General features: G+C 54.4%; 10 protein-coding genes and 2 tRNA genes. 10 read left to right on the top strand and 2 right to left on the bottom strand.

What is annotated here, in order from left to right; genetic code table 11:
• The first annotated feature begins 169 nt into the window (after positions 1–169).
• From rpsA to LVD14_RS11530, 7 genes are all read left to right on the top strand, one after another.
• Complete coding sequence (gene rpsA, locus LVD14_RS11560) at positions 170–1,846, top strand: 30S ribosomal protein S1 (protein ID WP_237134226.1); 1,677 nt, start codon at positions 170–172, stop codon at positions 1,844–1,846.
• Between the two features lie 18 nt (positions 1,847–1,864).
• The gene (ihfB, locus tag LVD14_RS11555; protein ID WP_237134225.1) at positions 1,865–2,155 is read left to right on the top strand and encodes an integration host factor subunit beta; all 291 of its coding nucleotides are present in this window, start codon (positions 1,865–1,867) and stop codon (positions 2,153–2,155) included.
• Positions 2,156–2,249: 94 nt separating this feature from the next.
• Complete coding sequence (locus LVD14_RS11550; protein ID WP_237134224.1) at positions 2,250–2,543, top strand: lipopolysaccharide assembly LapA domain-containing protein; 294 nt, start codon at positions 2,250–2,252, stop codon at positions 2,541–2,543.
• Between the two features lie 61 nt (positions 2,544–2,604).
• Entirely contained in the window at positions 2,605–3,306 is a 702-nt protein-coding gene (gene pyrF / locus LVD14_RS11545; RefSeq protein WP_237134223.1) for an orotidine-5'-phosphate decarboxylase, read from the top strand.
• Positions 3,307–3,405: 99 nt separating this feature from the next.
• The gene (locus LVD14_RS11540; protein WP_237134222.1) at positions 3,406–3,762 is read left to right on the top strand and encodes a ComEA family DNA-binding protein; all 357 of its coding nucleotides are present in this window, start codon (positions 3,406–3,408) and stop codon (positions 3,760–3,762) included.
• A 79-nt stretch (positions 3,763–3,841) separates the two neighbouring features.
• Complete coding sequence (locus LVD14_RS11535) at positions 3,842–4,894, top strand: MraY family glycosyltransferase (RefSeq protein ID WP_237134221.1); 1,053 nt, start codon at positions 3,842–3,844, stop codon at positions 4,892–4,894.
• Complete coding sequence (locus tag LVD14_RS11530) at positions 4,891–6,849, top strand: polysaccharide biosynthesis protein (protein ID WP_237134220.1); 1,959 nt, start codon at positions 4,891–4,893, stop codon at positions 6,847–6,849. The genes LVD14_RS11535 and LVD14_RS11530 overlap by 4 nt, the downstream gene beginning before the upstream one ends.
• Positions 6,850–6,881: 32 nt before the next feature.
• Here LVD14_RS11530 and LVD14_RS11525 read toward each other — a convergent pair whose 3' ends face one another.
• Positions 6,882–7,601 (bottom strand): peptidylprolyl isomerase, encoded by a 720-nt coding sequence (locus LVD14_RS11525; protein ID WP_317622138.1) that lies wholly within the window; start codon positions 7,599–7,601, stop codon positions 6,882–6,884.
• Positions 7,602–7,810: 209 nt separating this feature from the next.
• A tRNA-Asn gene (locus LVD14_RS11520) sits at positions 7,811–7,885 on the bottom strand.
• Positions 7,886–8,075: 190 nt separating this feature from the next.
• Here LVD14_RS11520 and uvrB point away from each other — a divergent pair.
• From uvrB to thrS, 3 genes are all read left to right on the top strand, one after another.
• A complete protein-coding gene (uvrB, locus tag LVD14_RS11515; protein WP_411268277.1) occupies positions 8,076–10,100 on the top strand; it encodes an excinuclease ABC subunit UvrB in 2,025 nt (674 codons plus the stop codon).
• A gap of 178 nt (positions 10,101–10,278) precedes the next feature.
• A tRNA-Val gene (locus LVD14_RS11510) sits at positions 10,279–10,355 on the top strand.
• Positions 10,356–10,404: 49 nt separating this feature from the next.
• Entirely contained in the window at positions 10,405–12,330 is a 1,926-nt protein-coding gene (gene thrS / locus LVD14_RS11505) for a threonine--tRNA ligase (RefSeq protein ID WP_237134218.1), read from the top strand.
• The last annotated feature ends 6 nt before the right edge of the window (positions 12,331–12,336 follow it).

The raw sequence follows: 12,336 nt of genomic DNA, 5'->3' as shown, positions 1-12,336 counted from the left end.
CTGCGTGCCTGAGAAAAGCGTTAACAAGAGCAGCCTGATGACGGAGCCAGCACTGTCCGTCTGCGGGCTTTTTGTCATTGGCCCGTGTGTGCTGGTACACGGTTGAAAAGAAGCCACGTTGACACCCACCGAGGTGATCCCGCGGCCTGATTATTTAACAGGATTAAACATGAGTGAAAGTTTCGCTGAATTATTTGAACAGAGTCTGAACGATGTAGACATGACCCCCGGCGCAATCGTGACCGGCACCGTTGTAAACATCGACTCAGACTGGGTGACCGTCCATGCCGGACTGAAATCCGAAGGCGTCATCCCCAAGAGCCAGTTCCTGGATGAAGATGGCGAATTTACCCTGAACATCGGTGACGAAGTTAAAGTGGCGCTGGAAACCGTAGAAGACGGTTTCGGTGAAACTCGTCTGTCCAGAGAGAAGGCCAAGCGTGCCGAGTCCTGGATGGAGCTGGAAGCGGCTTTCGAAAAGAACGAAGTGGTCAAGGGTATCATCAACGGCAAGGTCAAAGGTGGTTTCACTGTCGACCTCAACAACATCCGCGCGTTCCTGCCAGGCTCTCTGGTGGACATTCGCCCGATTCGCGATACCGCGCACCTGGAAGGCCAGCTGCTGGAATTCAAACTGATCAAGCTGGATCAGAAGCGCAACAACGTGGTTGTTTCACGTCGTGCCGTGCTGGAAGCTGTCAGCTCGGAAGAGCGCGACGAACTGCTGGCTACGCTGCAGGAAGGCCTGGTCATCAAGGGTATCGTCAAGAACCTGACCGACTACGGCGCGTTTGTTGACCTGGGCGGTGTTGATGGTCTGTTGCACATCACTGACATGTCCTGGAAGCGTATCAAGCACCCAAGCGAAATCGTCAATGTTGGCGATGAGATCAAGGTTAAAGTACTGAAGTACGACCGTGAGCGTAATCGCGTATCTCTGGGCCTGAAGCAGCTGGGCGAAGATCCATGGGTAGATATCAAGTCCCGTTATCCGGAAAACACCAAGGTCAAGGCGCGTGTTACCAACCTGACCGACTACGGCTGTTTTGCGGAGCTGGAAGAGGGCGTTGAAGGTCTGGTTCACGTATCCGAAATGGACTGGACCAACAAGAACGTTCACCCATCCAAGATCGTACAGCTGGGCGATGAAGTGGAAGTGATGATCCTGGACATCGACGAAGAACGTCGTCGTATTTCCCTGGGTATCAAGCAGTGCTTCCAGAATCCATGGGATCGTTTCGCCGAGCAGTACAACAAGGGCGACAAGATCTCTGGCAGCATCAAGTCAATCACTGACTTTGGTATCTTTATCGGCCTGGAAGGCAACATCGATGGCCTGGTTCACCTGTCTGACATCTCCTGGGATGAGACTGGCGAAGAAGCCGTGCGCAACTACAAGAAAGGCGATGAAATCGAGACAGTCATTCTGTCCATCGACCCGGAACGTGAGCGTATTTCTCTGGGCATCAAGCAACTGTCTGACGATCCGTTCGCCAACTACGTCGGTGAGTTCGACAAGGGCAGCATTGTCAAGGGCACCATCTCCGAAGTTGACGCCAAGTCTGCAACTGTAGACCTCGGTAACGGCATCACTGGTACGCTGCGCGCGTCCGAAATCAGCCGTGACAAAGTCGAAGATGCCCGCAATGTGCTGAATGCTGGTGACGAGATCACAGTTAAAGTTGTCAGCGTTGATCGCAAGAATCGTGTACTGGGTCTGTCTGTCAAGGCAATCGAAATTGACGACGAGAAAGCCGCGATTCAGGATCACAAAAATCAGGAAGCGCCAGCCTCTGGCCCGACCACGATTGGTGATCTGATCAAAGCCGAAATGGAAAAGAAATAATACTGGCAGGGAATCGTTATGACAAAGTCAGAGCTTATCGAGCGCATTGCAGCAAAACAGACACAGTTGTCAGCAAGAGACTGTGAGTTTGCCGTCAAGTCGATCATTGAGTATATGTCCGAGGCTTTGTCAGACGGCGGGCGAATTGAAATCCGCGGGTTTGGCAGCTTTTCACTGCATTACCGGGTACCACGTGTCGGACGTAATCCGAAAACGGGCACCCCGGTGAATCTCAGTGGAAAGTATGTGCCGCACTTCAAGCCTGGCAAAGAACTGCGTGACCGTGTGAACAGCTCTATGGAGCAGTGATGATTTTGCGGTCGGCGGACACGCTTCCCTGACAGTTAATAAAGCGGCGAATTCGCAAGAATATCGCCGCTTTTATTTTGTGGAGAGTCAATATATGCAAGGCATGAAACGCTGGTTGCTGATTCTGCTGTTGCTGATGGTTGTGCTGCTCAGCACCGCCTTCAGTCTGTGGAATACAACACCGGTGCCGTTGTCGTTCGGATTTGTGAGTTTTTCGGCGCGCCCGCTCGCGCTTTGGATAATCGCTGCATTCTGTGTTGGTGGACTCGCTGGCGTGATTCTTGGAGCTGGCCTGGTTCGCGACATGAAACTTCGCATGCGCATTCGCCGCCTGGAAAAGGAACTTAAACAGCGACCACGATTCCCGCCCGCGGAACGTGATATCTGACTCTTTTTTTATCACCGGATTTATTAGTTGGTATGGATTGCCTCATTCAAGGAGAAGCTCTGTGAACGACAACAATCGCATCATCGTGGCCCTGGATTTTGATAATCGTGCTGATGCAATGACGCTGCTTGATAAACTTTCACCGCAAAGCTGTCGCGTCAAAGTTGGCAAGGAGCTCTTTACCCGTTTTGGCCCGGATCTGGTGCGGGAAGTCCAGCAGCGCGGCTTTGAAGTTTTTCTGGACCTTAAGTTCCACGACATTCCCAATACTGTGGCCAAAGCAGTTGCCGCGGCTGCCGAACTGGGCGTGTGGATGCTGACCCTGCACGCCAGTGGCGGTGAAGCAATGATGCGGGCCGCGCGTGAAGCGCTGGCCGACAGCGATCACAAACCACTGCTGGTTGCCGTCACGGTGCTGACCAGCATGGCAGAAGAAGATCTGATGGCTCAGGGGATTTCCCGGGCGACAGAGGAACAGGTCCAGCGCCTGGCTGCCATTGCCCAGGAAGGCGGCATGGATGGCGTGGTCTGTTCCGCATCAGAGGCTGCGTCGCTGCGTAGGCTGCTGAGTGAAAACTTCCTGCTGGTGACGCCCGGGATCCGCCCTGCAGGTGATGCGGCGGATGACCAGAAGCGCATTGTGACGCCAGGTGATGCTGTCCATGCAGGCAGTAATTATCTGGTGATTGGTCGTCCGATAACCCGCGCGCGCCATCCGGATGTCAAACTTCAGGCCATTCTTGAGGAAATTTCTGGCAATTGATCCATGGTGTGCTAAAACCAGTACGACGCCCGTTAGTATTGGCGGCTCATGGATGATTTGATCAATTGAGAAATACACAATCGGAAAAGGAGTTTCCTCATGTCTCAATCAGCAATTTCAGTAATACGTTTTCTTCGCCGGTCAGCCATGTTCAGCATGCTGACACTGGCTTTGTTTGGTGCCACGGTCTCTCATGCCCAGTCAGATGATGCACCTGACACCGCAGACATGGCGCTGCTGGTCGAAGACCAGGTGAATATCAATACAGCCGATGCTGATACGCTGGCACTCGCACTGGATGGTGTGGGTATGACTCGTGCGCTGGACATCATAGCCTACCGCGAAGAGCACGGTGACTTTGAACAGGTTGATCACCTGGAACGTGTTCGGGGGATTGGCAAGGCAACGCTTGAGCGTAATCGCCACAAAATTCGATTGTCCAGTGACGGCGAGTGATTCTGTTTACGCACATGTGACAGTGAATACGTTAGAATAGGGGCTGTTTAGCCCCTTTTCTGTAATAACTGGATAAAGCATGCAGGACACATCCGGCCAGGACCTGGCTGGTCATCTCATTACTGGAACGGACATCCTGGCATTGCTGACAGGCCTGCTTGCAGCCTGGTGTCTGTGCTCCCTGCTGGTGGTCGTAGGGCGGCGTCATTTACTGGACGTGCCGGTTGCACGCAGTGCTCATCAGCAGGCGGTGCCGCGTGGTGGTGGCGCCGCGATAGTGACAGGTCTTGCACTGGCGATTGCGGTACTGCTTTTTTCTGGCACCCTGACTCTCCAGTATACGCTGGTCCTTGCTTGTGCCCTGCCGGTGGCCATGGTCGGCTTTATAGATGATTTCAAAGCGCTGCCGGTGCGCATCCGCCTCCCTCTGCATTTGATCAGCGCGGCATCTGCGTTGTGGCTGCTGGGCCCTGTGCCAGAGCCATTTTTCAGTGGCTGGCTGGTGATGCCCAGCTGGTTGCAGGCGCTGATACTTATGCTGGCTCTGGTCTGGCTGTTAAATCTCTATAACTTCATGGATGGCATCGATACGCTGGCAGCTGCCCAGTGTCTGTTTGTCTGCGCGGCCGCCGGCCTGATGCTGTGGCGCCTGGATGATCCCCTGATGCTGGTATGTGCCGCGCTGTTTGCCGCGACATTAGGGTTTCTGTATTGGAATGTCCCGCCCGCCAGGCTGTTTATGGGTGACGTTGGCAGCACATTCCTGGGCTTTTTCCTGGGACTTCTGGGCCTTATCACACATTTCAATGGAGTGCTGTCAGTCTGGGTGTGGGTATTGCTGATGGCCACGTTCATTGCGGATACCACGCTGACCCTGCTGCGTCGTCTGCTGGCCGGCCATTCAATTACTGAAGGGCACAGCACGCATGCCTACCAGCATCTGTCGCGGCGATGGGGCAGTCATCTCAGGGTTACTGCAGCTTATATGGTGGTCAATGTCCTGTGGTCGCTGCCCCTGGCATGGCTGGCTCTGACCAGACCCGAATATGGGGTGTTATTTGCCATATCTGGTATAGTACCGTTAATGATCGTGGCAGCCCTGCTGGGCGCCGGAAACAGGGAGCGTCAATGAACCTATACACCATCCCCTTGTCCCGCACCGTCAAGCAGATACTGCTGATGCTGGCAGACGGGCTCATGCTGGCCCTGGCAACCTGGTTGTCATTCAACATGCTGGGGATCGGCGCAGAGGGGCAGGGCGAGCGTCTTGCGCTCTATTTCGCTGCCGCCATCATGATCAGCGTCGGCGGATTCTACCGAATAGGTCTTTACCGCGCGCTGCTGCTTTACATGGGCGTGCAATCGGGATTTATCGTCCTGCAGGGTGTGTCGGTTGCTGCGGTACTGTTCGGTGCAGTCTACTATCTTATTCTGTCACCCGAGTCACCCAACAACGCCGTTGTTCCGATGTTCTGGATGATTGCTCTGCTGAGCATCGGTGGCAGCCGCTTTGTGGCCAAGATGGTGCTGCAGAGCCTGATACAGAACTTCCGCCCCAAAGAGCCCGTGATTATTTACGGTGCCGGCAGCTCGGGTATGCAGCTGGTTGCAGCACTGCAGAATGGCAATCAGTATTTGCCGGTAGCCTTTGTGGATGACAGCCGTCACATCATCGGCAGCACCGTCAGCGGCGTGCGTGTCTACAGTCCCTCATCGTTATCAGAGCTGATCAACAACTTCTCTGTACGTCAGATCCTGCTGGCAATCCCGTCTGCAACACATGCCGAGCGCAAGGAAATACTCAATCGTCTTGAGCATCTGCCAGTTCATGTGAAAACAGTGCCTGAGCTGTTTGATATGCGTTCAGGCAAGTTTCATGTTGATGAAGTGCGCGACATCGACATTGAAGACCTGCTGGGTCGTGACATTGTACCGCCTGACGTAGAGTTGATGGGCGCCTGCATTACTGGCCGCTCGGTACTGGTTACGGGAGCGGCTGGCTCCATCGGTTCTGAGCTGTGTCGGCAGATTGTTGGTCTGGAACCAGAGCGCCTGATACTGCTGGACAGTTTTGAGTTTGGACTCTACGACCTGGAGCTTGAGCTGCAGGGCTTGCGGGCAGAAGGCTCCAGCACCGAGATTGTGGCGATGCTGGGTAACGTCTGCAATCGAACGCTGATGGACGCGGTGATCAATCGCTTCAGCATTGAGACGGTCTATCATGTGGCTGCTTACAAGCAGGTACCGATGGTCGAAAAAAATGTAGTGGAGGGTGCCTACAATAATATCTTTGGCACCGCGATTGCCGCGCAGGCCGCAATGAATGCCGGAGTTCGACATTTTGTGCTGATCTCCACTGACAAGGCGGTGCGTCCCACCAATGTCATGGGTGCCACCAAACGCTTCGCCGAACAGGTGCTCCAGGCGTTGGCAGCGAGACAGAAGGGTACCTGTTTCAGCATGGTCAGGTTTGGCAATGTGCTGGGTTCATCCGGGTCGGTAGTGCCGCTGTTCCGACGCCAGATCAGTGAGGGCGGGCCGGTTACTGTGACGCACCCTGAGGTCACACGTTATTTCATGACGGTGGAAGAGGCCGCACAGCTGGTGATTCAGGCAGGTTCGATGGCCAGTGGCGGTGACGTCTTTGTGCTGGATATGCACGACCCAATCAGAATTGTGGATCTGGCCCGCAAGATGATTCACCTGATGGGCTACGATGTTAAAGATGAGAATGCCTACCATGGCGACATCGCCATCGAATATACCGGCCTGCGTCCTGGTGAAAAGCTGTTTGAAGAGCTGTTGATCGGCGAGTCAGTTACGGGCACTGAACACCCCAAAATCATGCGGGCTGAGGAAGACTTTCTAACCTGGGAAGAGCTGGAGCCGATGCTGGCAGAGTTGGAACGTGCCTGTCGAATGCTGGATCTACAGCAGATACGTCAGGTTCTGATCAGCGCTGTGGATGGCTTTCAGCCTGATGATCTGCATGATGATCCACTGTGGGTTGTGTCATCAGATCAGGTGGTTGAACTGCCAGCGGTGTCCTCGGCTACTGCCAAGGTGACACCGCTGCACAAACGCTAGTCCCGCACAGCCCCGGGACTCCGCGTCAATTTCTATCGACGGTCAATTGATACGATCATGACCGGCTCCACCGGCACGTCCTGATGGCCGCGCTGGCTGGTGGTCTGGACCCGTGCAATTTCATCCATGACTTCCATGCCACTGATCACCTCACCAAACACTGCATAACCAAACTCCTGGGGATTGGTGCTGCGGTGATTCAGAAAGTCGTTGTCGACCAGGTTAATGAAGAACTGGCTGGTGGCGCTGTCGACAACCTGGGTGCGCGCCATGGCGATGGTGCCGCGATCATTGCTCAGTTCGGCGCTGGCTTCGTTCTTGATGGCCGGATAGCCTGACAGCTCGACAAAATCCTCATCGTAGCCGCCGCCCTGAACCATGAAGCCAGGAATTACGCGGTGAAATGTCAGACCGTCATACAGGTCATTGTCGACATAACGCAGAAAGTTGGCGACGGTTATCGGGGCTTCGTCCTGCCACAGCTCAATTTCCACATCACCCATGCTGGTCGTCATCACAACCACCGGGTTGCCGGTCATGGTTGTATCGTCGTCGGTGACCTGATCAACTGCATCGGATACTGCAGCAGCTGCATCTTCCGCCGTCTGTGCAACGGTCTCGGCAACATTCTCGGCAGTTTGTGCGACGTCCTCGGTTGATGGGGTGTCTTCTCCCGAGCAGGCGGCGAGCGATAGGGCGCTACCGAACAACAGGGCCATCAATACATGTCTGTAGCGAGTAGTTAAGGTCATAATGCATTCCCGGTTCGTGGTGATAAGGTTAAACGAGTGGCTGATTATAACCACAGTCGAGCAAGGCTTGAACAGAGCCGGTCGTTCCAGCCGACAAAGGCCAATTACACGGATGATTTTGCAGACAAAGACCTGTCGCGACCACGCTGCTGCGCAATCGTTTGCTGGTTAGCAATTTACAGGGGGTATTGAAGAGGTCTTTCAGAGTTTGGCTGCCCAACCTGGACTCGAACCAGGAACCAAGTGATTAACAGTCACCTACTCTACCATTGAGCTATTGGGCAGTAATGTTGGCCATGTGTCGTGGCCCCAACAGGACGCGTATACTAATGAGATTTTTGCGGGGGGTCAACCTCTGATGTGCAAAATTTACACTGTCTTTAAGGTGGTCCGGTCTGGCGTGTCGGACAGACTGGTGACTACCGTCGCGCGCGGACATCTGTGTATACTGGGCGGATGAGTATACCCTTTAGTATGAAGTCCGCATTCAAGCCCGCAGGTGACCAGCCCGAAGCGATCAGATGTCTGAGCGAGGGACTGGAAGAGGGGTTGCATGCCCAAACGCTGCTGGGCGTAACCGGTTCCGGTAAAACCTTCACGATTGCCAATGTAATTGCGCAGACACAACGTCCGGCTCTGGTGATGGCGCCCAACAAAACGCTGGCGGCACAACTTTACGGCGAGTTCGCAGAGTTCTTTCCGGACAATGCCGTCGAGTATTTTGTTTCCTACTACGATTACTACCAGCCTGAAGCATACGTTCCTTCCTCTGATACCTATATTGAGAAAGACGCCTCAATCAATGATCACATTGAACAGATGCGTCTGTCTGCAACCAAGGCGCTGCTAGAGCGGCGCGACGTCATCGTGGTGGCGACTGTTTCAGCTATCTATGGTCTGGGTGATCCTGGGTCGTATCTGCAAATGGTGTTGCACCTGGATCGCGGCGACAAAGTGGATCAGCGCTACATTCTGCGGCGGCTTGCAGACATGCAGTACACCAGAAATGATATGGATCTGCAGCGAGCGACCTATCGCGTGCGCGGAGACGTAATTGATATCTATCCGGCCGATTCAGAGCAGTACGCCATAAGAGTGGAGCTGTTTGATGACGAGATAGAAGGTTTGTCGTTTTTTGACCCTCTGACAGGTGAGGTTGTCAGAAAGGTGCCGCGACTCACTGTATTTCCGAAGTCACACTATGTGACGCCCCGGGAAAAAGTGATGGAAGCGCTGGAGCAGATCAAGGAAGAGTTGAATGAGCGTGTGACGCAGCTGGAGAGTAATCATCAGCTGGTAGAGGCACAGCGTCTGGCGCAGCGCACGCGCTTTGATCTGGAAATGATGAGCGAGCTCGGCTACTGCACCGGCATCGAAAACTATTCACGTTATCTGTCTGGCCGCGCTGCCGGGCAGCCGCCACCAACGCTGTTTGATTATCTGCCACCCGATGCACTCGTGATTGTTGATGAGTCGCATGTGTCCATTCCACAGATTGGTGCAATGTACAAAGGCGACCGCTCGCGCAAGGAGACACTGGTTCAGTATGGTTTCCGTCTCCCGTCCGCGCTGGATAATCGTCCCTTGCGATTTGAAGAGTGGGAGTCGCTGACCTCGCAGTTGATTTTTGTCTCAGCCACACCTGGCCCCTATGAAGAACAACGCTCTGGGCAGGTCGTTCGCCAGGTAGTCCGGCCGACCGGTCTGATAGACCCGGCCGTCGATGTACGACCAGCCGCCAATCAGGTAGACGATCTGTTATCGGAAATCCGGCAGGTTGTGGTGCGGCAGGAGCGGGTGCTGGTGACGGTGCTGACAAAACGCATGGCAGAAGACCTGACCGATTATCTGATGGATCACGACGTGCGTGTAAGGTATTTGCATTCGGATATCGATACAGTGGAGCGATCCGAAATCATCCGCGATCTGCGGCTTGGAAATTTTGATGTGCTGGTGGGCATCAACCTGTTGCGTGAGGGGCTGGATATTCCCGAAGTGTCACTGGTTGCCATTCTTGATGCGGACAAGGAGGGTTTTCTGCGCTCGGAACGCTCACTGATTCAGACGATGGGGCGCGCAGCACGGAATATTCATGGCCGAGCCATTTTGTACGCCGATAATATTACCGGCTCCATGCGTCGTGCCATGGACGAATGCGAGCGCCGGCGTGAAACCCAGCTGGCCTTTAACAAGGAGCACGGCATCACACCCGCTGGTGTTACAAAATCAGTGATGGATGTGATGGAAGGTGCCTATTCAGAGAATCGTGTCACTGGCGGACGGCAGCGTAAACGTGGCAAAGCGGCTGTCGCCGAGAAGATTGCCAGCTATGGCAGTGTGCCTGCCGAGCTGGCTGCGGATCCGAAAGCGCTTGGTCAGGAAATTACCCGCCTCGAAACAAGAATGCTGGAGCTCGCCCGTAACCTGGAGTTCGAAGAAGCGGCATTACTGCGCGATGAAGTCCAGGCATTAAAAAAACAGCTGATGGCAGCGGGTTGACGCCTGATTTTGTGTTGTAGTTTTGCCGATCAGCCCCTATAATCGCACTCCTTTGACGGCGGGTGTATCAGCAGGGCATCAAATAATCGATTCCCGAAGCAGAATACCTGACGCAAGCAGCGGCAAATCCCGCGACAGGATGGAAAGGCGTCATTGTGACGTTGCAGGTTGTAATAGCAGGCGCGTAGCTCAGTTGGTTAGAGCGCTACCTTGACATGGTAGAGGTCACCAGTTCGAATCTGGTCGTGCCTACCACTCCTTTGCGGGTGCCACATCGTTAACCGAATTCAGAACATCACTTTCTATGCCTGTAATCACACTCCCCGACGGTAGTCAGCGCTCGTTTGAACAACCCGTGACAGTTGCCCAGGTGGCAGAATCCATTGGTGCTGGCCTGGCCAAGGCCGCTCTGGCCGGCCGCGTTAACGGCACGCTGGTGGATACCTCATACACAATCGCGGACGATGCCGAGCTGGCCATTGTGACGGATCGTGATGAGGACGGCCTGGATGTGATTCGCCACTCCTGTGCCCACCTGATGGCGCAGGCGGTGCAGCGTCTTTTCCCGGACGCGCAGGTTACCATCGGTCCAGTGATCGATGATGGCTTCTATTACGACTTCGCTTACGAGCGTCCTTTTACACCCGAAGATCTGGAACAGATCGAAAAAGTAATGGGTGATATCGTTAAGGAAAATCTGCCAGTCAGCCGCGAAGTCATGTCGCGCGACGAAGCTGTAGCCATGTTTGAGAAAATGGGCGAACAGTACAAAGTGCAGATCATCAAGGACATCCCCGGCAACGAAGAGTTGTCGTTCTATCGCCAGGGTGAGTTTGTTGACCTGTGTCGCGGCCCGCACGTGCCCAACACTGGCAAGTTCAAGGCATTCAAACTGACATCGGTCGCCGGTGCCTACTGGCGCGGTGACTCGAACAATGAAATGCTGCAGCGCATTTACGGCACTGCCTGGCAGGATAAAAAGGCGCTGGCCGACTACCTGTTCCGACTGGAAGAGCAGCAGAAGCGCGACCATCGCAAGATCGGCAAAAAGCTGGATCTGTTCCATTTCCAGGAAGAAGCACCTGGTATGGTGTTCTGGCATCCCAAAGGCTGGACGGTGTATCAGGAAATCCAGCACTACATGCAGAAGCTGCAGCGTCAGCACGGCTATCAGGAAATTCGCACACCACAGCTGGTTGACTACACGCTGTGGGAGAAGTCCGGACATGCCGACAAATTTGCTGACGAGATGTTCAGCGTCGAGTCAGAAAACCGCATGTACGCCATCAAGCCAATGAACTGTCCCTGCCACGTGCAGGTGTTCAATCAGGGCCTGAAGAGTTACCGCGATCTTCCGCTGCGACTGGCTGAGTTCGGCTCCTGTCACCGCTTTGAGCCATCAGGTTCCATGCACGGTCTGATGCGGGTGCGCAGCTTTACGCAGGACGATGCACACATTTTCTGCGCTGAAGATGATATTCAGAGCGAAGTTGCTTCCTTTATGCAGCTGCTGTTTGGTGTCTATCGCGATTTCGGTTTTGACGAGATCATTCTGCGTCTTTCAACCCGCCCTGAGAAACGTGTGGGCAGTGACGAAATCTGGGATCGCTCTGAAGCGGCCCTGCGCCAGGCGCTGGACAACAGTGGGCTGGCATGGGAGCTGCTGCCGGGTGAAGGCGCCTTCTACGGTCCCAAAATTGAGTTTTCATTGAAAGATTGCATGGGTCGTGTGCAGCAGTGCGGCACGATTCAGGTCGATTTCTCGATGCCAGACCGACTCGGCGCGCAATATGTGGCCGAAGATGGCAGCCGCAAAGTACCAGTGATGTTGCACCGTGCGATCCTGGGATCCTTCGAGCGTTTTATCGGCGTTTTGATCGAACATTACGCCGGCGCGCTGCCAGCCTGGCTGGCACCGGAGCAGGCAGTTATTCTCAATATTACCGACAAGCAGGGCGAATATTGCGAAAAAGTCCGTAAAATGCTGGCCGAAAAGGGTTTTCGGGTCAGTGCGGACTTGAGAAATGAGAAGATCGGCTTTAAAATCCGCGAGCACACCATTCAGAAGGTTCCGTATTTGCTGGTTGTCGGTGATCGTGAGATGGAAAACGGTCAGGTGGCGGTGCGAACCCGTGACGGCCAGGACCTGGGTACCATGTCTCTGGAAGCATTTGCCGATCATTTACAGGCAGACGTTGCGCGCTTCGGCAGAACCCAGTCGGACCACTGAATGAAA

Origin of the sequence: Pseudohongiella sp. O18 (genome assembly GCF_021729085.1) — a bacterium.
GTDB lineage: Bacteria > Pseudomonadota > Gammaproteobacteria > Pseudomonadales > Pseudohongiellaceae > Pseudohongiella.
This window is presented reverse-complemented; position numbering and strand designations above follow the sequence as displayed.

What these genes read in the sequence shown, in the direction of transcription:
- rpsA (WP_237134226.1), top strand. Translation starts at nt 170, where the DNA reads ATGAGTGAAAGTTTCGCTGAATTATTTGAACAGAGTCTGAACGATGTA.
- ihfB (WP_237134225.1), top strand. Translation starts at nt 1,865, where the DNA reads ATGACAAAGTCAGAGCTTATCGAGCGCATTGCAGCAAAACAGACACAG.
- LVD14_RS11550 (WP_237134224.1), top strand. Translation starts at nt 2,250, where the DNA reads ATGCAAGGCATGAAACGCTGGTTGCTGATTCTGCTGTTGCTGATGGTT.
- LVD14_RS11540 (WP_237134222.1), top strand. Translation starts at nt 3,406, where the DNA reads ATGTCTCAATCAGCAATTTCAGTAATACGTTTTCTTCGCCGGTCAGCC.
- LVD14_RS11535 (WP_237134221.1), top strand. Translation starts at nt 3,842, where the DNA reads ATGCAGGACACATCCGGCCAGGACCTGGCTGGTCATCTCATTACTGGA.
- LVD14_RS11530 (WP_237134220.1), top strand. Translation starts at nt 4,891, where the DNA reads ATGAACCTATACACCATCCCCTTGTCCCGCACCGTCAAGCAGATACTG.
- LVD14_RS11525 (WP_317622138.1), bottom strand. Translation starts at nt 7,601, where the DNA reads ATGACCTTAACTACTCGCTACAGACATGTATTGATGGCCCTGTTGTTC.
- uvrB (WP_411268277.1), top strand. Translation starts at nt 8,076, where the DNA reads ATGAAGTCCGCATTCAAGCCCGCAGGTGACCAGCCCGAAGCGATCAGA.
- thrS (WP_237134218.1), top strand. Translation starts at nt 10,405, where the DNA reads ATGCCTGTAATCACACTCCCCGACGGTAGTCAGCGCTCGTTTGAACAA.